The sequence below is a fragment of the Microbacterium barkeri genome, assembly GCF_027921765.1.
GTDB classification, from domain to species: domain Bacteria; phylum Actinomycetota; class Actinomycetes; order Actinomycetales; family Microbacteriaceae; genus Microbacterium; species Microbacterium barkeri.
The window spans coordinates 70642-89652 of the sequence record NZ_BSEJ01000008.1 but is presented as its reverse complement, the minus strand read 5'-3'; the positions used below and the strand labels follow the sequence as shown (position 1 = coordinate 89652).

Below are 19011 nucleotides of genomic sequence, written 5' to 3'. Positions count from 1 at the left end.
CCCGGATTCAGGCTTCGTCGACCTGCTCGTGCGCGACGTGCACCTCGCGCGTGCGCCGGCCGATCGTCCAGTCGAGCACGAGCGCGACGAGCATCCCGAGGAGCACACCCGCGGGCACGCACCACAGCATGATGAAGCCGAACGCCTGCGACGGCGAGTAGACGACCTTCGTGAAGGGGCTCGCCTCCCCCGTGCCGTCGAACACGGTCGACAGGATGAGCGCGGCGATGATGCCGACGGCGGCCCCGAGCGCGGCGAACACGCTGTACTTCGGGGCGCGGCGCACCTTCGCCACATCGGCGTCGGTGTGCGCTGCGGAGGTCTCGGCCATGGTCGGTATTCTCCCCCGGCATCCTGGGAACCGTCTCCCATCGGGGGACGAGCCGGGAACCGTCAGAAGAGGACCGGCAGGAGCATCGAGATGTCGGCGCGCGTGCCGGAGGCCGAGATGCGGCCCGCTGCGGCCTCGTCCTCCCAGCTGCGCTCGCCGGTCGCGACCGCGATCCACGTGACCGGGTCGAGCTCGACGACGTTGGGCGGGGTGCCGCGCGTGTGGCGCGGACCCTCGATCACCTGCACGGCGCCGAACGGCGGCACGCGCACCTCGACGCTGCCGCCGGGCGCGCGCTCCTCGAGCAGCTGCAGGAGGTAGCGGACGGCCGTGGCGAGGTCGGTCCGCTGCGGCCTGCTCCCCTGCGCGACGGCGGCGCGCACGGCCGCGATCGCGTCGCGGCCGTCGCCCGTCGGGATCCTCCGTGCCATCCCGTCAGCTTACGGTCGCCTCCGCGTAGGAGGCGGCCCAGGTCAGCACACGGTCGGCGCTCTCCTCGTCGGAGAGGTCCTCGATGCGCGTCATGATCGACCACCGCACGCCGTACGGGTCGCGGATGGAGGCGAATCGGTCGCCCGAGACGAAGTCCTGCGGCGCCTCGCGCACCGTCGCACCCGCGGCCACGGCGCGCGCGACGACGGCATCGACGTCGGGGACGTAGAGGGCGATCGAGAAGTGCGCCGCGTCGCCGTCCGGCTGCGGGACGGTGCCGAAGGCCGCCATCGCCTCCCCCACCTCGAGCCGCCCGCGCCCGCCGAAGTCGAGCGTCGCGTGCGAGACGACGGACTCGCCGCTCTCGCCGGGCATCTCGACCGCGTACAGCTGCCGGGCGCCGAGCGCCTCGGTGTAGAAGCGCACGGCACTGCGCGCATCCCGCAGTGCGAGGAAGGGCGTGAGCGCGGTGACGGTGCGAGGGGTTCCGTTGTCGGTGTGCTCGCCGTTCGCGGCGATCGTGTTCTCTGCCATGCCCCGACGCTAGGTCGGGGGCTCGAGGCCGCGCTTGAAGATTCGCGCCATACTCGGACGCGTGGCCGACGACCCCCTGTTCCGGAAGGGCGATCTCACGCCGCGCCCAGACGTGCGGATGGTGCGGGTCGCGGCTTCGGCGGAGCTCGCGCCGGTCATGCGCCAGTGGTGGCAGCCCTCGTGGGATCTGCCCGACGGGGAGGTGCGCGCGCAGCACGTGCTCGGCTACCCCGTCGCGAATCTCGTCGCGGAGGACGGCGCCGCGCTGCTGTACGGTCCGACCACGACGCACGGGGTCCGCGAGCTGCGCGGCACGGGCTGGGCGCTGGGCGCGCTGCTCACGCCGGCGGCCGGGCGTCACCTCGCGACCCGCCCCTTCGCCGCACTGGTCGACGCGTGGGAGCCGGTCGCCGTCGAGGGAGCGGTCGACCGTCCGGACACCGCGCGCGAAGCCCTGACCGAGGCGCTCCGCCGCGTGCTCGAGCGGCTCGATGACGACGATCTCGCGGCGAACGCGCTCCTCGAGACGGTCGAAGGGGATCCGACGCTGCTGCGCGTCGCCGACCTCGCCGAGCGCATGCACCGCTCGGTCCGCTCGCTCGACCGCCTCGCTCGCCGCAGCTTCGGCCTGCCGCCCGCCGCGATCATCCGCCGCCGCCGTCTGCAGGACGCGGCCGAGGCCGTCCGGCTCGCGCCGGATCGCCCGCTGCGTGACATCGCCGCAGAGTTCGGCTTCGCCGACCACGCCCACCTCACGCGCGAGTTCTCGTCGGTCCTCGGGTTCACACCGTCGGAGTACCGCGCGGGGCCGTGAGCGTCATCGCGTTTCCGCGCTCGGAAGCGCCTCGGTAGGCTTCTGCGCGTGAAGATCCTCGTTCTCGGCTCCGGTGCGCGCGAGCACGCCATCATCCTCGCCCTGAAGTCGGAGGACGCGGGCCACGAGCTGCTCGCCGCCCCCGGCAACGCCGGCATCGCCCGCGACGCCGAGATCGTCGACGTCGACATGCTCGACGGCGCGGCGGTCACCGAGTTCGCGAACGAGCACGGAGTGAACCTCGTCATCGTCGGCCCCGAGGCTCCGCTCGTCGCCGGCGTCGCGGATGTGCTGCGCGAGCACGGCATCCCCGTCTTCGGCCCGGGCAAGGCCGCCGCCGCGCTCGAGGGCTCGAAGGCCTTCGCGAAGCGGATCATGGAGGAGGCCGGGGTCCCCACGGGCCGCGCCACGCACGCACGCTCGCTCGACGAGGTCGCCGCCGCGCTCGACGCGTTCGGAGCGCCCCACGTCGTGAAGGCCGACGGGCTCGCCGCCGGGAAGGGCGTGATCGTCACCTCCGACCGACAGGCGGCTCTCGACCACGCCGCCGAGTACCTGCCGACCGGGCCCGTGCTCGTCGAGGAGTTCCTCTCGGGGCCCGAGGTCTCGCTCTTCTTCCTCAGCGACGGCGACACCGTGCGCGCCCTGAGCCCCGCGCAGGACTTCAAGCGCGCGCTCGACGGCGACGAGGGCCCCAACACCGGCGGCATGGGCGCCTACTCGCCGCTCCCGTGGCTCGCCGAGCGCTTCGGTGGCGAGGACGCCTTCGTCCAGCACGTGACCGACGAGGTCGCGCTGCCGGTCATCCGCCGCCTCGACGAGGAGGGCACCCCCTTCATCGGCCTCCTCTACGCAGGACTCATCGTGACCGAGGCGGGCGTGCGCGTCATCGAGTTCAACGCGCGCTTCGGCGACCCCGAGACGCAGGTGGTCCTGCCGCGCCTCGTCACGCCGCTCTCGCGCCTGCTCCTGGCGGCGGCGACCGGCACCCTCGAGGACGAGCCGGCGCCCGCATTCTCCGACGACGTCGCCGTGACGGTCGTCGTCGCGAGTGAGGGCTACCCCGAGTCGCCCGTGACGGGTCGGCCGATCACCGGCATCGTCGAGGCCGAGGCCATCGCCGGCGTGCATGTCGCGCACGCCGCGACCGCGCAGGCCGACGACGGCGGACTCATCGCGACCGGCGGGCGCGTGCTCAACGTCGTCGCCCGCGGCGCCGACTTCCGCGAGGCGCGCGAGCGCGCCTACCGAGGCATCGCGGAGATCCGTCTCGAAGGCTCCCACCACCGCACCGACATCGCGGCCCGCGTCGCCCAGTAGACGCGACAGGCGGCAGGCGGGAGGCGCACGGCGGGAGGCGCGCGCTGCCCTCGGCGGGTGCGCGTCACCATCGCCGGGCGCGCTCCCAGTTGCGGCAGGGCTGGGAGGAGCCTCGCGTCACACCCGCGCACGCGGGGATCGTCTCCGGCTCCGCCTCCTCGACCAGCACGGGCTCGCCGTCGTCGTCGACGCTCCAGTGCTCGGGTGTCCAGAGGTGGCGCGCGGGCGCGTAGGCGTTGAAGAGCACCTCGCAGTCGCAGAAGCCGCCCATCCCCTCCAGGCGCGCCTCGAGCCCCGTCGCCCGCGGCGCGCGCTCGTCTCTGAACCGCCGCGCGAACCGCAGCGTCCCGTCGCATCCGAACTCGGTCATCATCCGGTTCAGGTAGCAAACGAGGCACTCGACCTCGTGCGGTGTCGTCAGACCGTCGGACAGCGCCCGGACGATCTGCTCGGCCTCATCGCCGACATCCTTCGTCTCCATGCGCAGAACGTACGGCCGACCGCCGACATCGGCGGATCGGCAGCTCAGCGCACGGCGAGACGCACGCGTGCGGAGGGCCTCGAGCCCTCGGGGGCGAGTGCAGCGAGCGTGCGCAGGAGCGTCGTGAGCCACACGAACGCGAGCCCCACCGCGACGGCCTCGAGACCGGTCGCGGAGTAGATCGCAAGCGGCCGCCACAGCAGGACCGCGACGACGAGGCCCACGGCCACGCCGGCCGACGTCACGGCGAGGGCGCGAGGGCGGCCGGGGATGATCCGGATGGTCGCCACCGCCAGCGCGCCGAGGAGGGCGAGAAGGGCGAAGGCCGCGACGTTGTGGGCGAGCTGCGCGCGGTGGACCGGGAGCAGCCCGACGCCCGCGAGCGCGGCGCCGGCGAGCGCGAACAGCACGACGATCCATCCGATGCGGCCGAGCGCGTCGTCGCCGAGGATCCGGTGGAGGTCGCGGCCCACGTACGAGCCGACCGTCGCGAGCAGGAGCCCGCCGACGACGAGCGTGCCGTTGAAGGCCCATGACGTCTGCCCGCCCGCGCCCAGCTGGGAGAAGTTGCGCTCCCACCACCACGGGTCGGCCGCGGTGAGCATCGAGAACAGCGTCCCCGTGATGAGGAACGCGAAGAGCAGGGTGACGAGCTCGCGGGTGCGCAGGCGCATGCCGAGGCCATACGCGAAGCCTCCGCTCGCCGCCGAGGCGATGCCCGTGAGGAGCCCTCCGCCGAGCGGCGGCACCTCGAGCCCGTGCAGGCCGATCGCGAGCACCTCCCCCGCGCAGAGCACCGCCAGCGCGCTCACGCCTGCCACAGCGAGGGCGACCGCGGCATCCGAGACACGCGACACGGCGGTCTGCCACGGCGGCATGCCCGCGGTCTCCGCACCGCGGAAGCGCACGGTGCTCATCGCGAACGCACCCGCGGCGACGAGCGCCGTCACGGCCGCCGCGGGGAAGCCGATCGACCCCTCTCCGGCAAGCGGCCGCGCGACGCCCCACAGCAGCGCCGACCCCGCAAGCGCGCCGACGATGAAGCACACCCACGACGCCGCCGTTACCGAGGACTCTGAGCGGAGGGCGTCGACGTCGTTCACGCGTCCATCGAAGCACGCGCGTCGGACGTCAGGCGGAGCCACCGCCCCACCCAGGTCGCAGAATGCGGCCCCGACCGGCCGATCAAGGCCGCCAACGGCGACCCGAACGGCGCCGCCCAACCCAGGTCGCAGTAACCGGCGACAACTCGCCGATCAAGGCCGCGAACCGCGACCCGAACGGCGCCGCCCCACCCAGGTCGCAGTAACCGGCCCAAACCGGCCGATCAAGGCCGCCAACTGCGACCCGAACGGCCAGCACCCGACCCAGGTCGCAGTAACCGGCCCAACCCGGCCGATTAACGCCGCCAACCGCGACCTGAACGGCCACCGCGCCGCCACCGCCGCGGCCGTCGGCGCCGCGGCCGTCGGCGCCGCGGCGCGAGCGTCAGTGCCGCGGCTTGCGCGGGGGCCGGTCGTCGCGGTCGCGGAAGCCGCCGTCGCGCGATCCGCGGCCGCGGCCATCCCGATCCCCGCGGTAGCCGCCGCGCCCGCCACCGTCGCGGTCGTCGCGGAAGCGCCCGCCGCCACGCGGTCCGCCCGTGCTGCGGAACGGACGCGGGTCGGGCTTGAGCTCGATGAGCTGGCCGCTGATGCGCGTGTCGGCGAGGCGGTCGAGCGTCTCCTGCGGCAGGTCGGCCGGCAGCTCGACGATCGAGAAGTCGGGGCGGATGTCGATGCGACCGAAGTCGTCGCGACGCAGCCCGCCCTCGTTCGCGAGGGCGCCCACGATCTGGCGCGGCTCGACCCGCTGACGCTTCCCGACCTCGATGCGGTACGGGGAGTACTGACCGCCGCCGCGGGGACGGCGCTCCTCGCGTCCGCCGCGGTCGTCGTCGAAGCGGCGTTCGCGATCCTCGCGCTGCGCCCGCTCGCGCCGGGGCGGGTCGGGCGGCAGCAGGAGCGGCGTGTCGCCCTGCGCCACGACCGCGAGCGCGGCCGCCACGTCGGACTCGACGACATCGTGGTGGTTGACGTAGTGCGCGATGATGTCGCGGAACTCCGCGATCCGCTCCTGGTCGGCGAGCGCGGCCGTGATCGCGTCGTCGAAGCGGCTGAGGCGCGTGACGTTGACGTCCTCGGCGGTCGGGATCTGCATCTCGGTCAGCGGCTGCCGCGTCGCCTTCTCGATCGCGCCGAGCAGGCGGCGCTCCCGCGGCGTCACGAAGCTGATCGCGTCACCCGTGCGGCCCGCGCGGCCCGTCCGGCCGATGCGGTGCACGTACGACTCCGTGTCGATGGGGATGTCGTAGTTCACGACGTGCGTGATGCGGTCGACGTCGAGGCCGCGCGCGGCGACATCCGTGGCCACGAGGATGTCGAGCTTGCCCGACTTGAGCTGCTCGACCGTCCGCTCGCGCTGGGCCTGTGCGATGTCGCCGCTGATCGCCGCGGCCGTGTAGCCGCGGGCGCGCAGCTTCTCGGCGAGCGTCTCGGTCTCGCTCTTCGTGCGGACGAAGACGATCATCCCGTCGAAGTTCTCGACCTCGAGGATGCGCGTGAGCGCATCGACCTTCTGGGGGTACGACACCATGAGGTACCGCTGGGTGATGTTCGCCGAGGTGGTCGTCTTGCTCTTGACCGTGATCTCCTCGGGGTCGTTCAGATGCTGCTGCGAGATCCGACGGATCTGCGCGGGCATCGTCGCCGAGAACAGCGCGGTCTGCTTGTCGTCGGGGGTGTCGGCGAGGATGGTCTCGACATCCTCCGCGAAGCCCATCTTGAGCATCTCGTCGGCCTCGTCGAGCACGAGGAACCGCAGCTCCGACAGATCGAGCGTGCCCTTGTCGAGGTGGTCCATGACGCGGCCCGGGGTGCCGACGACGATGTTCACGCCGCGGCGCAGCGCCGACAGCTGCGTGCCGTAGCCCTGTCCGCCGTACACCGGCAGGACGTGCACGCCCTTCATGCGCGCGGCGTACTTCTCGAACGCCTCGCAGACCTGCAGCGCGAGCTCGCGCGTGGGCGCGAGCACGAGCGCCTGCGGCGTCTTCTGCGTCGTGTCGAGCTGGTCGAGGATGGGCAGCGCGAACGCGGCCGTCTTCCCCGTCCCCGTCTGCGCGACGCCGAGGACGTCGCGCCCGCCGAGGAGAAGCGGGATGGTCTGGGCCTGGATGGCGGACGGGGTCTCGTACCCGACGTCCTTGAGCGCCTTCAGGACGGCGTCGCCGAGTCCGAGGTCGGAGAAGGTCGGCGTGCTCTCGCCCTCGCCGTCGATGGGCGTGTCGGTCGGATCGGTTGAAGCCATGTGTCCACGGTATGCGGCCCCGGCCGATTCCGCGTCGTCCTCGCCGTGATCCCGCCGCGGATCGGCCGATCTGCGGCGCGCTCGTCGGGGTCAGACCATCCCCGGGCCGAACCCCGCGCGCTCGACGGCGATGCACATGAGAGCGCGGTCACCCCCGGGCTCTTCGCCGACACGGCGTTCGTCGCCGTGCAGTGACGCCGATCACGCGGGTGCGGAGGCCTCCTCCGCACCCGCGATAATGGTCCCGTGAGCGACGCCCTCGAGATCCCCGGCTGGAAGCACGTCTACTCCGGCAAGGTCCGCGACCTGTACGTGCCGGCCGACACACCGGACGGCGAGAGCGCCGAGCGGATGCTCGTGGTCGCGAGCGACCGCGTCAGCGCGTTCGACGTCGTGCTCTCTCCGGGCATCCCCGGCAAGGGCGAGCTCCTCACGACGCTCAGCCTGTGGTGGTTCGACCAGCTCGCGGGAGCGGATGGCGGCGAGCGCGTCCCCAACCACCTCGCATCCGAGGAGATCCCCGCCGAGGTCGCCGGCCGCGCGATGATCGTCCGCTCGCTCGACATGCTCCCGGTCGAGTGCGTCGTGCGCGGCTACCTGACCGGATCGGGCTGGGCCGAGTACGTCGAGAGCGGCACCGTGTGCGGCATCCCCCTTCCCGAGGGACTCCAGAACGGCGACCGCCTGCCCGAGCCGATCTACACCCCGGCGTACAAGGCGCCGATGGGCGAGCACGACGAGAACATCTCCTACGCGCAGACCGTCGACCTCGTCGGCGAGGAACGCGCGGCCGCGCTGCGCGACCGCTCGCTCGAGATCTACCGCCGAGCGGCCGCAGCCGCCGAGGCGAAGGGCCTCATCCTCGCCGACACGAAGTTCGAGTTCGGCCTCGACGACGACGGCGTTCTGCGGCTCGCCGACGAGGTGCTCACGAGCGACTCGTCGCGCTACTGGGACGCCGCGTCGTGGAAGACCGGGACGACGCCCGCCGAGCGCATGGCGAGCTTCGACAAGCAGATCGTGCGCGACTGGCTCGCCGCGAACTGGGACAAGCAGGGCGAGCCGCCGTCGCTCCCCGCCGAGATCGTCGAGCGGACGGTCGCGCGCTACCGCGAGCTGCTGGAGCGCATGACCGCCTGACGGCGACCGCCGGGCTCAGGCCTCCTCGTCCTCCCGGCGGGGCCGACGCTGCGCACGCCGTTCCTCACCCACCGTGAGCGACGCATCGCCCGAGGCGGTGTGCCGGGGGTTCTCCGGACCGCGCGGCTGGATGTGCCCGGGGTCGAGCGTGCGGCGCACATCCTCCGCGGCACGATCGGATGCTGCTCGGTGGCCGTCTCGTACCACTCGGTGAGCGCAGGGTCCTCCGTGTCGATACCGGCTCCCGCGCCCTCGTCGGCCGCCACCTCGGTCGCGCCGAAGACGAAGTCGTCACCGTGCTCGGCGATGCCGAGCCGCACGCCCTGCGCGATCGCGGCCTTCGCGAAGCGCCGCCGGAGCATATAGGGGTCGGTGCCGAGCTCCTTCGCCCACGCGATCATGACGCCGATGACGATGAAGGCGAACGGCAGAGCCGAGACGACCATGATCGACTGCAGGCCCGACAGCGCGGTCTCGCCGCCCGCGAGGAGCAGCGCGAGCGCCGCCGCGCCGAGGAGGAGCCCCCAGGTGAGCGTGACCCACGTCGACGGCTCGGGCTTTCCGCGCTGGCTCATCGAGCCCATGACGATCGCGGCCGAATCGGCCGACGTGACGAAGAAGAGCACGATGGACACCATCGCGACCACCGACAGGACGACGCCGAACGGCATCTCGTCGAGCACCGCGAAGAGGATGGCCTCGGGCGCGCCGGCCTCGCTGATCCCGCGGCCGGCCTCCTCGAGCCACATCGTCGTGCCGCCGAGGATGCCGAACCAGATGGCGCACACGGCCGACGGCACGACGATGACGACCGTGACGAACTCCCGCAGGGTGCGGCCGCGCGAGATCTTCGCGATGAACATGCCCACGAAGGGGGTCCACGAGATCCACCAGGCCCAGTAGTAGTTGGTCCACGTCGAGACGAACTCTCCGGCGGCCTCACCCTGGGCGGCGCTGCGCATGAGCATCGTCCAGAGGTCCTCGAGGAACGCCGACAGGCTCGCCGGGATGATGTTCAGCAGGAAGAGCGTGGGTCCGACGACGAAGATGATCACCGCGATGACGAACGCGAGCACCATGTTGATGTTCGACAGCGCCCGGATCCCGCGCTTGATGCCGGACACCGCCGACGCGACGAACGCGGCCGTCAGCACCGTCACGATGATGATGAGGCCCGCATTGCCGAAGGGCCCGGCGCCCGTGACGTACTCGACGCCGCTCGCGATCTGCAGCGCGCCCATCCCGAGCGTGACGCCGGTGCCGAAGAGCGTGACGATGATCGCGAAGACGTCGATGATCGCGCCGGCCCATCCTTCGGTGCGCTGGCCGAAGATCGGATGGAAGATCGCGGAGATGAGCGGCGGGCGCCCGCGCCGGTACGCGGCGTACGCGATGGCGCCGCCGACGAGCGCGTAGAAGGCCCACGCCATCGGCCCCCAGTGGAGGAGCGACTGCGCGAGCGCGTCGTGCATGGCGTCGCGGCTGCCGGGCTCCGAGTCGAAGCCGTACGGCACGTCGTTGAAGTAGCCCAGGGGCTCGGCCGGTCCCCAGAAGAGCAGCCCGATGCCCATGCCGGCGGAGAAGAGCATCGCGATCCAGGAGACCGTCGAGAACTCCGGCTCCTCCTCATCCGAGCCGAGACGCACCCCGCCCGTGCGGCCGTAGCCGAGCACGAGCATGAACACGATCGTGACGACCGCGAGCAGCGAGAACAGCCATCCGAAGTTCGTGGTCACCCAGCCCAGCGACGCCGCGCCGACCTCGCTGATGCTGTCGGGGGCGAGGAAGCCCCACAGCACCACCGCGAACACGAGCACGCCCGCGATGCCGAACACGGTCCAGTTCGTGCTGAACGATCTCCCGGTGTCCTCGACCCCGATGCCGGGGATCAGCGCGGGATGCGCCACCTCCCGGAGGATCCGCTTCGTGCTCTCCTTGCCGGGCTCGCGCTTGCGCGCGGCACCTGCTGCGCCGGTGTTCTGGGTCATGTCTCCCCCAAGCCGTCGTCGCCCCGCGGGGCGTCCTGCGTTCCGTATGCGTCCGTCCGTATGCTGCGCTTCACGATAGCGACGACGGCCCGATCGCACAGGGGCACGCGCGGCGCCCGCACCGCCCGCCCGCGCGAGGCGCTAGCGTTTCAGAGGCCGCATCCGGCCATCCGCTCTTCCCGCGCCGGCCATCCGCATCGGCGCGCGCTCCCGCTTCCCGAAGGAGAACCATGCCCCTGTGGACCGTGCACGGCGACGGACGCACCGTCGCCCCCGGCGCCGTCGTCGCGCCGACCGAGCGGCTGTCGTGGCCCGCCACGCTCGCGATGGGCGTGCAGCACGTCGTCGCGATGTTCGGCGCGACGTTCCTCGTGCCCTCGCTCACCGGCTTCCCCGTGTCGACCACGCTGCTCTTCAGCGGTCTCGGGACGCTGCTGTTCCTCGTCGTCACGAAGAACCAGCTGCCGAGCTACCTCGGCTCGTCCTTCGCGTTCATCGCCCCCATCACGGCGGCCGTCGCGGCCGGCGGCACCGGCTCGGCGCTCGCGGGCGTCGTCGCGGTCGGCCTGCTGCTCGCCCTCGTCGGCGTCGTCGTCCAGGTCGCCGGACTCGGGTGGGTGGACGCGCTCATGCCGCCCGTCGTCGCCGGCGCGATCGTCGCGCTCATCGGGTTCAACCTCGCGCCGACCGCGTGGACGAACTTCCAGGCCGACGGCGCGACGGCGACGATCACGCTCGTCGCGGTCATCCTCTTCTCGGTGCTGTTCCGCGGCTTCCTCGGCCGCATCTCGATCTTCCTCGGTGTCGTCGTCGGATACGTCTACGCGGCGTTCACGGGCTCGTTCGACATCCCGAATCCGCTGCGCGGGGACCGGACTCCGGCCGAGCTCATCGCGGATGCGCCGTGGATCGGGCTGCCCGAGTTCCACCTGCCCGACTTCGTCTCGCCCGGCACCTGGACGACGATCGCCATGTTCCTGCCCGTCGTGCTCGTGCTCGTCGCCGAGAACGTCGGGCACGTGCGCGGCGTCGCGACGATGACGGACGCGTCCGTCAACCGGCACACCGGGCGCGCGCTCATCGCCGACGGCGCCGCGACCATGCTCGCGGGCGGCTTCGGCGGCTCGGGCACGACGACGTACGGGGAGAACATCGGCGTCATGGCCGCGACGCGCGTGTACTCGACGGCCGTGTACTGGATCGCCGGCGGCTTCGCGATCCTGCTCGCCTTCTCGCCGAAGATCGGCGAGGTCTTCAACTCCATCCCCGCCGGGGTGCTGGGCGGCGCCACGACCGCGCTGTACGGGCTCATCGGCATCATCGGCATCAAGATCTGGGTCGACAACCGCGTGGACTTCTCGCGCCCCGTCAACCAGTACACGGCGGCCGTCGCGCTCGTCATCGCGATCGCGGGCTTCAGCCTGGATGCGGGGGCGTTCTCGTTCGGCGGCATCGTGCTCGGCACGGTCGCCGCGCTCGCGATCTACCACCTGGGCAACCTCATCGCCCGCGCGCGCCGCACGGGCGCCGACGACGGCGGCCCGATCCCCGCCGTCGGCCCGCTCGGCGGCGACCCCCTCGACGGCGACGCCGCCGGTGGTGACGCGCCCCGGTGACGCCCCCGGTGACGCCCCCAGTGGCGCCCCCGGTGAGACTAGCGGCGGTGATCACCCGCTCGGTGAGACTAGCGGCGGTGGTCGAGACTAGTGCTCCCGGCACCGGGCTCGGCGACGGGCGCTAGTCTCACAGGCAGTTGGTGCGTGGGGGGGTCGACGGCGCGCGGGCACGGCGTGACGCTCACTCGTGCCGCCAGCGCACCATCCAGCTCTCGGGCGGTGCGACGGGCTCCCAGCCGCTGCGGGCGTAGAGCGCGTGCGCGTCCTTCGTGAAGAGCAGCGTCCGTCTGAGGCCGAGGGCGTCGGCCTCCGCCGCGATGCCCTCGACGAGGCCCTTCCCGATGCCCTCGCCCCGCACGGCCGGGTCGACGATCACATCGGCGAGCCATCCGAAGGTCACCCCGTCCGTGACGAGGCGCGCGAACGCCACCTGGCGGCCTCGGGCCCGTCGGTAGACCCCGAAGCAGCGTGAGCCCGCGTTCGCCGCGTCCTGCTGTGCGCGCGTGCGGCCGACGGCCCAGTACGCGTGGGTGCTCAGCATCTCGTGCGCCCAGGCCGCGTCGATCCGGGCAGCGTCGGCGGAGAACTCGTACAGCGCGTCGTCCATCGTCCCAGTCTGGCAAGGCGTCCGCAGCGGGTTCCCGGTCCGATCGCACACCGGTGGCCCGATCGGGGCCACACTGGTGTCATGTCCACGTTCGACGATGTGCGGACGATCGCCCTCGCCCTCCCCCGCACGGAGGAGCGCGAGGGCGGATGGCACATGGGCCCGAGCTGGCGGATCATCGGCGGCACGATGTTCGCGTGGTCGCGACCGGTGTGGGGGCGCGACCTCGAGTGGATGCGCGCGCAGGGCGACGAGCCGGGCGACGCGGTGCTCGGGGTCCGCGTCGACGGCGAGGAGGGCAAGCGCGAGGTGCTCGCCGCGAACCCGCGGGCCGCCTTCACGATCCCGCACTTCGACGGCTATCCCGCGGTGCTCCTGCGCCTCCCGGAGACGCCCGTCGACCTGCTGCGCGAGCTCGTCGTCGAGTCGTGGCTGCTCCGCGTGCCGAAGCGGATCGCGCGGGACTGGCTCGAGGAGAACGGCATGATGGAGCGATGAGCGGGCTGCACCACGTCGAGATCTGGGTCGCCGACGCCGCCGACGCGCGCGAGGAGTGGACCTGGCTGCTCGAGCGGCTCGGATGGCTGCTGGACGCCGCGTGGGACGGCGGCTTCACCTTCGTGTCCGACGGCGCCTACCTGACCTTCACCGAGTCGCCCAACCTCGTGGGGCACCTCCACGACCGACGTCGCCCCGGGCTCAACCATCTCGCCTTCGAGGGCGGCACGAAGGAGGAGGTCGACGCCGTGATCGCGGCCGCGCCCGCGCACCGGTGGGCGCCCCTGTACTCGGAGCGGTATCCGCACGCGGGCGGCCCCGACCACTACGCCGGCTGGATCGAGGGGCCGGGCGGCTTTAAGGCCGAGATCGTCGCGACCGCGTGAGGCTCAGGCCTCGCCGCGCTCGCGCTTGCGGCGGAGGATCTCGGCGCGCAACCGCTCCTCCTCGGCCTCGCGCTCGAGGTCGGCGAGCTGCTGCTCCGTCGTGCGCGTGTCCACGGGGCGCGCGGGCGCGGCCTGAGGCTGCTCGGCCGCGGGTCGCGTGAAGAGCGCGGGGCGCGCGACGCGCTCGGGGTACTCGCGGCCGATCGCCCACCACAGGGCGCCGCCGAGCAGGGGGATGAGGATCGCGATGATCACCCATCCGAACTTCGGGAGGTGCTTCACCTGCCCCTCTTCGCGCGTGATGATGTCGATCAGCGTGACGACCGAGAAGGCCAGGACGAGGAGCGAGAAGAGCATCGGCACGCTCTCACGCTAGCGACCGCCCTCCGCCGCCGTCGAGCGCGAGCCGGCGACCTCGAGCCGCATGAGCACGCGCGGGATGCCGCCCGACACGGAGTCGGTGTCGGCGACCTTGCGGAAGCCGGCCCGCTCGAACAGCGACCGGAAGCCGACGAAGGCCATCGTCAGATCGACCTTCCGGTCGCCGTTGTCGACGGGATACCCCTCGATCGCCGCGGCGCCGCGTTCGATCGCGAACGCCACGGCGCCGTCGAGCAGCGGCGGCAGGATGCCGCGGCCGCGGTGCCCAGGGCGCACCCTCAGGCACCAGATGGACCACGGCTCGGGGCCCTCGACGTGCGGGATCCTCGTGCTCCGCGCGAACTGCGTGTGCGCACGGGGAGCGACCCCCGCCCATCCGACCGGTTCGCCGTCGTCATACGCGACGACGCCTGGCGGCAGGTCGGATGCGCACATCTCGGCCACGAAGGCACCGCGCTCGGGGCCGTGCAGCGCGCTGTTGACCTTCGAGGGCAGGCGGTGGCTCAGGCACCAGCACACGCTCGCATCGGGGCGCTTCGGGCCCAGCAGCACCTTGACGTCGTCGAAGACGGTCGCGGGGCGCACCTCGATGTCCATGTCGACAGCATCCCGCGCACCGCCGACATCCGACAGCCCTACGCGCTGTCGCGCACGACGAGGTCGGCGGGCAGGATGGTCACGCGCGGCGGCGATTGCCCGGCGAGCCGCGCCAGGAGGATGTCGGCCATCGCCTCGCCCTGCTCGAGCGACGGCTGGCGGATGGTCGTGAGCGCGGGGGCGACGCTCGTCGCGACGGGCGAGTCGTCGAACCCGATGATCGCGATGTCGTCGGGGACGCGCCTGCCCGCCGTGGCGAGCACCTCGAGCGCGCCGCGCGCCATGAGGTCGCTCGCGACGAAGAGGGCGTCGGGCCACTCGGCCTCGCCCCGGTCGACGCTCTCGATGATGCGGCGCATCGCGGCCGCGCCGCCGACCGAGGTGAAGTCGCCGTCGACGACCGGCCCCGCCTCGATCCCGGCCTCCGCGAGCGCGTCGCGGAAGCCCGTGAGCCGGTCCACGCCGGCCGGCATGTCGGGCGGGCCGGTGATCGTGCCGATGCGGCGGTGCCCTCGGCTCAGCAGGTACTCGGTCGCCACGCGGCCGCCCGCGACGTTGTCGACGTCGACGAAGTAGTCGTCGACGCGCTCGCGCGCGGGGCGCCCGCCGAACACGACGGGAACCGAGGCCGAGATCCGGTCGATGTACGTGTCGCTCGTGTGGTGCGAGACCACGAGCGCGCCGTCGACGTTGCCGCCCGCGAGGAACGTCGTCGCCTTGTCGCCCGGGTCGTCCGAGGCGATGATGAGGTTCAGCATGTGATCCGACCGCGACAGGCGGTTGCTGATCCCGGTGACGATCGCCGCGAAGAACGGGTCGCCGAAGAAGCGGGTCGTGTCCTCGGGCACGACGAGCGCGATGACATGCGTCAGCCGGCTCGCGAGCGAGCGCGCTGCGCGATTCGGCACGTAGTTGAGCTCGGCGATCGCGCGGCGCACGGCCTCCAGCGCCTCGGGGCTCACCCGCTCCCCGCCGTTGACGACGCGCGAGACGGTCGAGCGCGACACCCCCGCGCGCGCGGCGACCTGCTCCAGCGTCGCCGGGACGCGCCCCGCGTCGGCATCCGCGCTCATCGGGAGGCTCCTTCTGTCTTCAGGACATCTTCTCGCGACCGGGCCCCGCCGCGCACCCCCGCCATCCGGGCACCCCGCGGGAGGCGCCGCGCTCCGCAGCACGGCGCCTCCCTGCGCGGGTCAGACCGCGCGATCGGCGATGATGCGCGCGTAGGCGCGGCCGGATGCCTTCACCGTGCGCTGCTGCGTCTCGTAGTCGACGTGCACGATGCCGAAGCGCTTCGCGTAGCCCCACGCCCACTCGTAGTTGTCCATGAGCGACCAGTAGAAGTAGCCGCGCACATCCACGCCCTCGTCGAGCGCCGCGCCCCCCGCCTCGACGTGGTCGCGCACGAACGCGACGCGCTGCGCGTCGTCGATGCGGCCATCCGCGATGGCGTCGTCGCCCGCCGCGCCGTTCTCGGTGACGTAGAGGGGCACGCCGGCCGCGCTCGCGTACTCGTCCGAGACGCGCTGCAGGAGCCGCGTGAGCCCGGCCGGGTCGATCTCCCAGCCCATGTTCGTCCGCTCGTACCCGCGCTCGTGCCAGTGGATCCCCTCGTGCGACGGGAAGGCGGGCTCGATGTGCCGATCGGTGGGTGCGTCGCCGCCCGGAACGGGCGTCGACGACGGCCGCCCCGACACGTACTCCCCGTGGTAGTAGTTCACCCCGAGGAACTCGAGGGGCGTCGAGATCGTCGCCAGGTCGCCGTCGCGCACGGCCGCCTGGAACTCGTCGACCGCGGCCGCGTCGACCGCGCGGATGTCCTCGACGATGTCGCCGGGATACGTCGCGTGGAAGACGGGCTCGAGGAACCACCGGTTGAACTGGCCGTCGATGCGCCGCGCGGCGTCGAGGTCGGCCGGATCCGAGGGGTCCACCGGCTCGGCGTTCGTGAGGTTGAGCGTGATGCCGAGCTCCTGCGCACCGCGATCCCGCAGCTGCTGCACGGCGCGCCCGTGCGAGAGCAGGAGGTGGTGCGACGCGAGCAGGCCGTCGCGGACGCTCTGCCGGCCGGGGGCGTGAGCGCCGGCCGTGTACGACAGGAACGACGAGCACCACGGCTCGTTGAAGGTCGTCCAGTGCGTGACCCGGTCGCCGAGCGCCTCGTGCATCGTGATCGCGTACTCGACGAAGCGGTCGACGGTGTCGCGGGCGGTCCATCCGCCCTTCTCCTCGAGCGCCTGCGGCATGTCCCAGTGGTAGAGCGTGAGCCACGGCAGGATGCCGGCCTCGAGCAGCTCGTCGACGAGGCGGCTGTAGAAGTCGATGCCGCGGGCGTTGGGCGCCCCGCCGTCGGGGCGCACGCGCGACCACGACGTCGAGAACCGGTAGGCCTGCAGGCCCAGGTCCTTCATGAGCGCGACGTCATCGCGGTAGCGGTGGTAGTGGTCGCACGCGACGTCGCCGTTGTCGGCGTCGATCACGGCTCCCGGCACGCGTGCGAACGCGTCCCAGATCGATGCGGTGCGTCCGTCCTCGAACGCCGCGCCCTCGATCTGATAGGCCGCCGTGGCCGCGCCGAAGAGGAAGTGGTCCGGAAAGGTTCGGGTCATGAAGGACATCATCCCTTCACCGCGCCGGCCATGATGCCGCTGACGAGCTGCTTGCCGGCCACCGCGAACAGCAGCAGCAGCGGAAGCGTCGCCAGCACGACCCCCGCGAGCACGATCGAGTAGTCGACGAAGTAGTTCGACTGCAGCAGGGAGAGCGCCACGGGCAGCGTCGGGTTCTGCCGGTCGAGCACGATGAACGGCCAGAAGAAGTTGTTCCACGCCGTGACGAACGTGAAGAGGAACAGCATCGCGGCGGCGGGCCGCGCGGCCGTCACCCCGACCGTCCAGAAGGTGCGGATCATCGACGCGCCGTCCATCCGAGCAGCCTCGATGAGCTCGTCGGGCACCGCCTGCTGGAGGTACTGCGTCATCCAGAACACGCCGAACGCGCTCGTCAGAGCGGGCACGACGATCGCGCCGATCTGCCCCGTCCATCCGATCTCGCTGAAGAGGATGTAGAGCGGCACGACGCCCAGCTGCTGCGGCACCGCCATCGTCGCGACGACGAACGACAGGAGCACCTTGCCGCCGCGGAAGCGCAGCTTCGCGAACGCCCATCCGGCGAGCGTCGAGAACACGACGACGCTCACGGCGATGACCGTCGAGCTCCAGAGCGAGTTCCACAGCGCGAGCCAGAAGTTCACGGCGGGATCGTTCATCACGCTCAGCGCGTTGGCGATGAAGTTGCCTCCGGGAATCCACGACCGCGCGGGGTCGCGGAGCGTCGTGGAGTCGCCCGATCCGATGAGGAACGAGAAGTACAGCGGGAAGAGGCTCGCGACGAGGACCACGGCGAGTCCGGCGTAGACCCAGAAGCCCGGCCGGGCGCCGCGGATGCGCACCGTACGGGACCGGCGCGGTGCCTCCTTGAGGACGAGTGCGGACGTGGCGGTCATCGGCGGGCCTCCGCTCGCTTCAGGGCTCGACGCTCGCGTCGCGACAGCTGCCGCCCGCGAGTCCCCTCGTCGCGCACGAGCGACCGGGTGATGAGCAGGTTGATGAGGCCGATGGCCAGGATGATGAGGAAGAGGATCCAGGCCATCGCGGCTGCGCGCCCGAAGTTCCACTCGCCCCACCCGATGTCGTACAGGTACAGCGTGATCGTGAGCCACTGCTGGGCCGAGCCTCCGCGCCCGAACTGGTCGAACATCCGCGGCTCGTCGAAGATCTGCAGGCCGCCGATCGTCGAGGTGATGATCACGAAGATGAGCGTCGGCTTGAGCGACGGGAGCGTGATGCTCCAGAACTGTCGGAACGCGTTCGCCCCGTCAACCGTCGCCGCCTCGTAGTAGTCGCGCGGGATGGCCTGCATCGCCGCGAGCAGGATGAGCGCGTTGTACCCCGTCCAGCGGTAGTTCACCATCGTGGCGATCGCGACGTGGCTCCAGAACGGCTCGACGTGCCACGGGATCGCACCGATCCCCACGAGCGACAGGAAGCCGTTGATCGCTCCGGACCTGTCCGCGAAGAGCGCGTTGAAGATGAGGCCCACCGCGACGGGTGCGACGACATAGGGCAGGAGGGCGCTCATCCGCCAGAACGTCCGCGCGCGGATGTGTCGGTCGAGCATCGCCGCGATGAACATCGCGAGGATGAGCTGCGGCACGCTCGAGAGCAGGAAGATGCTGAAGGTGTTGCCGAGCGCCGTCCAGAACTTCGGCTGCGTGAGGATCCACGCGTACTGGTCGAAGCCGATGAACTCGCCCGATCGGCGCACCTGGTCCCAGTCCATGAACGAGATGACGCCCGTGTAGATGATCGGGAAGAGGCCGACGATCGCGAACAGCACGAAGAACGGCGAGATGTAGAGGTACGGCGAGAGCTTGAGGTCCCAGCGGCTGAGGCGCTGGGAGAAGGACAGCACGCGGATGGGCCGATCCGGCGGCGGCGCGTCGGCGCGCGTCGGGCGAGTGGCGGTGACGGTCACGG

Annotated in this window: 21 protein-coding genes; 7 read left to right on the top strand and 14 right to left on the bottom strand. The window is 71.9% G+C overall.

From position 1 onward, the window contains the following. Positions 1 to 7: 7 nt before the first annotated feature. The 3 genes from PKE79_RS09580 to PKE79_RS09570 all read right to left on the bottom strand — a co-directional run bounded on the left by PKE79_RS09580 (position 8) and on the right by PKE79_RS09570 (position 1297). Positions 8 to 331: a potassium transporter Trk gene (locus tag PKE79_RS09580; protein WP_271173472.1), complete on the bottom strand. Its 324-nt coding sequence runs from the start codon at positions 329 to 331 to the stop codon at positions 8 to 10. 62 nt (positions 332 to 393) lie between these two features. Further along, the gene (locus tag PKE79_RS09575; RefSeq protein ID WP_271173471.1) at positions 394 to 762 is read right to left on the bottom strand and encodes a sterol carrier family protein; all 369 of its coding nucleotides are present in this window, start codon (positions 760 to 762) and stop codon (positions 394 to 396) included. Positions 763 to 766: 4 nt separating this feature from the next. Further along, complete coding sequence (locus PKE79_RS09570) at positions 767 to 1297, bottom strand: VOC family protein (protein WP_271173470.1); 531 nt, start codon at positions 1295 to 1297, stop codon at positions 767 to 769. Between the two features lie 61 nt (positions 1298 to 1358). On the opposite strand from PKE79_RS09570, the gene PKE79_RS09565 reads away from it, so the two are divergent. Together PKE79_RS09565 and purD are read left to right on the top strand one after the other, a co-directional pair. Then, entirely contained in the window at positions 1359 to 2111 is a 753-nt protein-coding gene (locus PKE79_RS09565; RefSeq protein ID WP_271173469.1) for a helix-turn-helix domain-containing protein, read from the top strand. A gap of 48 nt (positions 2112 to 2159) precedes the next feature. Next, the gene (gene purD / locus PKE79_RS09560; protein ID WP_271173468.1) at positions 2160 to 3431 is read left to right on the top strand and encodes a phosphoribosylamine--glycine ligase; all 1272 of its coding nucleotides are present in this window, start codon (positions 2160 to 2162) and stop codon (positions 3429 to 3431) included. 64 nt (positions 3432 to 3495) lie between these two features. Here the strand turns inward: purD and PKE79_RS09555 are convergent, their stop codons facing one another. The 3 genes from PKE79_RS09555 to PKE79_RS09545 form a co-directional block, all read right to left on the bottom strand. Beyond that, positions 3496 to 3912 carry a DUF2695 domain-containing protein gene (locus PKE79_RS09555; RefSeq protein ID WP_271173467.1) on the bottom strand — a complete coding sequence of 139 codons (417 nt, stop codon included), beginning with the start codon at positions 3910 to 3912 and terminating at the stop codon, positions 3496 to 3498. A gap of 44 nt (positions 3913 to 3956) precedes the next feature. After that, a complete protein-coding gene (locus PKE79_RS09550; RefSeq protein WP_271173466.1) occupies positions 3957 to 5015 on the bottom strand; it encodes a DUF998 domain-containing protein in 1059 nt (352 codons plus the stop codon). Between the two features lie 385 nt (positions 5016 to 5400). Beyond that, positions 5401 to 7260, bottom strand: a complete 1860-nt coding sequence (locus tag PKE79_RS09545) for a DEAD/DEAH box helicase (protein WP_271173465.1) — start codon at positions 7258 to 7260, stop codon at positions 5401 to 5403. Between PKE79_RS09545 and PKE79_RS09540 the strand changes: the two genes are divergently transcribed. Then, on the top strand, positions 7261 to 7455 hold the full coding sequence (locus tag PKE79_RS09540; RefSeq protein WP_271173464.1) for a hypothetical protein: 195 nt from the start codon (positions 7261 to 7263) through the stop codon (positions 7453 to 7455). It abuts the gene before it with no gap. 51 nt (positions 7456 to 7506) lie between these two features. After that, the gene (locus tag PKE79_RS09535; protein ID WP_271173463.1) at positions 7507 to 8400 is read left to right on the top strand and encodes a phosphoribosylaminoimidazolesuccinocarboxamide synthase; all 894 of its coding nucleotides are present in this window, start codon (positions 7507 to 7509) and stop codon (positions 8398 to 8400) included. On the opposite strand, the gene PKE79_RS09530 is transcribed toward PKE79_RS09535, so the two are convergent. After that, positions 8367 to 10388, bottom strand: a complete 2022-nt coding sequence (locus tag PKE79_RS09530) for a BCCT family transporter (protein WP_271173462.1) — start codon at positions 10386 to 10388, stop codon at positions 8367 to 8369. The genes PKE79_RS09535 and PKE79_RS09530 overlap by 34 nt on opposite strands. A gap of 230 nt (positions 10389 to 10618) precedes the next feature. On the opposite strand from PKE79_RS09530, the gene PKE79_RS09525 reads away from it, so the two are divergent. Then, positions 10619 to 12004 (top strand): uracil-xanthine permease family protein, encoded by a 1386-nt coding sequence (locus tag PKE79_RS09525; protein WP_271173461.1) that lies wholly within the window; start codon positions 10619 to 10621, stop codon positions 12002 to 12004. 181 nt (positions 12005 to 12185) lie between these two features. Here PKE79_RS09525 and PKE79_RS09520 read toward each other — a convergent pair whose 3' ends face one another. Then, positions 12186 to 12611, bottom strand: a complete 426-nt coding sequence (locus PKE79_RS09520; protein ID WP_271173460.1) for a GNAT family N-acetyltransferase — start codon at positions 12609 to 12611, stop codon at positions 12186 to 12188. Positions 12612 to 12692: 81 nt separating this feature from the next. On the opposite strand from PKE79_RS09520, the gene PKE79_RS09515 reads away from it, so the two are divergent. Together PKE79_RS09515 and PKE79_RS09510 are read left to right on the top strand one after the other, a co-directional pair. After that, positions 12693 to 13109, top strand: coding sequence for an MmcQ/YjbR family DNA-binding protein (locus PKE79_RS09515; RefSeq protein ID WP_271173459.1), 417 nt, complete (start codon positions 12693 to 12695; stop codon positions 13107 to 13109). Beyond that, entirely contained in the window at positions 13106 to 13495 is a 390-nt protein-coding gene (locus tag PKE79_RS09510) for a VOC family protein (RefSeq protein WP_271173458.1), read from the top strand. The genes PKE79_RS09515 and PKE79_RS09510 overlap by 4 nt, the downstream gene beginning before the upstream one ends. Positions 13496 to 13498: 3 nt before the next feature. Here the strand turns inward: PKE79_RS09510 and PKE79_RS09505 are convergent, their stop codons facing one another. The 6 genes from PKE79_RS09505 to PKE79_RS09480 all read right to left on the bottom strand — a co-directional run bounded on the left by PKE79_RS09505 (position 13499) and on the right by PKE79_RS09480 (position 19009). Continuing rightward, positions 13499 to 13852 (bottom strand): PLD nuclease N-terminal domain-containing protein, encoded by a 354-nt coding sequence (locus PKE79_RS09505; protein ID WP_309299969.1) that lies wholly within the window; start codon positions 13850 to 13852, stop codon positions 13499 to 13501. Positions 13853 to 13867: 15 nt separating this feature from the next. After that, a complete protein-coding gene (locus PKE79_RS09500) occupies positions 13868 to 14473 on the bottom strand; it encodes a GNAT family N-acetyltransferase (protein ID WP_271173456.1) in 606 nt (201 codons plus the stop codon). 38 nt (positions 14474 to 14511) lie between these two features. Then, complete coding sequence (locus PKE79_RS09495; RefSeq protein ID WP_271173455.1) at positions 14512 to 15546, bottom strand: LacI family DNA-binding transcriptional regulator; 1035 nt, start codon at positions 15544 to 15546, stop codon at positions 14512 to 14514. 120 nt (positions 15547 to 15666) lie between these two features. After that, the gene (locus PKE79_RS09490; RefSeq protein ID WP_271173454.1) at positions 15667 to 17082 is read right to left on the bottom strand and encodes a GH1 family beta-glucosidase; all 1416 of its coding nucleotides are present in this window, start codon (positions 17080 to 17082) and stop codon (positions 15667 to 15669) included. 8 nt (positions 17083 to 17090) lie between these two features. Further along, positions 17091 to 17978 carry a carbohydrate ABC transporter permease gene (locus tag PKE79_RS09485; protein ID WP_271173453.1) on the bottom strand — a complete coding sequence of 296 codons (888 nt, stop codon included), beginning with the start codon at positions 17976 to 17978 and terminating at the stop codon, positions 17091 to 17093. Further along, positions 17975 to 19009 (bottom strand): carbohydrate ABC transporter permease, encoded by a 1035-nt coding sequence (locus PKE79_RS09480; protein ID WP_271173452.1) that lies wholly within the window; start codon positions 19007 to 19009, stop codon positions 17975 to 17977. The genes PKE79_RS09485 and PKE79_RS09480 overlap by 4 nt, the downstream gene beginning before the upstream one ends. Positions 19010 to 19011 lie beyond the last annotated feature (2 nt).

What these genes read in the sequence shown, in the direction of transcription:
- PKE79_RS09580 (WP_271173472.1), bottom strand. Translation starts at nt 331, where the DNA reads ATGGCCGAGACCTCCGCAGCGCACACCGACGCCGATGTGGCGAAGGTG.
- PKE79_RS09575 (WP_271173471.1), bottom strand. Translation starts at nt 762, where the DNA reads ATGGCACGGAGGATCCCGACGGGCGACGGCCGCGACGCGATCGCGGCC.
- PKE79_RS09570 (WP_271173470.1), bottom strand. Translation starts at nt 1,297, where the DNA reads ATGGCAGAGAACACGATCGCCGCGAACGGCGAGCACACCGACAACGGA.
- PKE79_RS09555 (WP_271173467.1), bottom strand. Translation starts at nt 3,912, where the DNA reads ATGGAGACGAAGGATGTCGGCGATGAGGCCGAGCAGATCGTCCGGGCG.
- PKE79_RS09545 (WP_271173465.1), bottom strand. Translation starts at nt 7,260, where the DNA reads ATGGCTTCAACCGATCCGACCGACACGCCCATCGACGGCGAGGGCGAG.
- PKE79_RS09530 (WP_271173462.1), bottom strand. Translation starts at nt 10,388, where the DNA reads ATGACCCAGAACACCGGCGCAGCAGGTGCCGCGCGCAAGCGCGAGCCC.
- PKE79_RS09525 (WP_271173461.1), top strand. Translation starts at nt 10,619, where the DNA reads ATGCCCCTGTGGACCGTGCACGGCGACGGACGCACCGTCGCCCCCGGC.
- PKE79_RS09520 (WP_271173460.1), bottom strand. Translation starts at nt 12,611, where the DNA reads ATGGACGACGCGCTGTACGAGTTCTCCGCCGACGCTGCCCGGATCGAC.
- PKE79_RS09515 (WP_271173459.1), top strand. Translation starts at nt 12,693, where the DNA reads ATGTCCACGTTCGACGATGTGCGGACGATCGCCCTCGCCCTCCCCCGC.
- PKE79_RS09510 (WP_271173458.1), top strand. Translation starts at nt 13,106, where the DNA reads ATGAGCGGGCTGCACCACGTCGAGATCTGGGTCGCCGACGCCGCCGAC.
- PKE79_RS09505 (WP_309299969.1), bottom strand. Translation starts at nt 13,852, where the DNA reads ATGCTCTTCTCGCTCCTCGTCCTGGCCTTCTCGGTCGTCACGCTGATC.
- PKE79_RS09500 (WP_271173456.1), bottom strand. Translation starts at nt 14,473, where the DNA reads ATGGACATCGAGGTGCGCCCCGCGACCGTCTTCGACGACGTCAAGGTG.
- PKE79_RS09495 (WP_271173455.1), bottom strand. Translation starts at nt 15,546, where the DNA reads ATGAGCGCGGATGCCGACGCGGGGCGCGTCCCGGCGACGCTGGAGCAG.
- PKE79_RS09490 (WP_271173454.1), bottom strand. Translation starts at nt 17,082, where the DNA reads ATGACCCGAACCTTTCCGGACCACTTCCTCTTCGGCGCGGCCACGGCG.
- PKE79_RS09485 (WP_271173453.1), bottom strand. Translation starts at nt 17,978, where the DNA reads ATGACCGCCACGTCCGCACTCGTCCTCAAGGAGGCACCGCGCCGGTCC.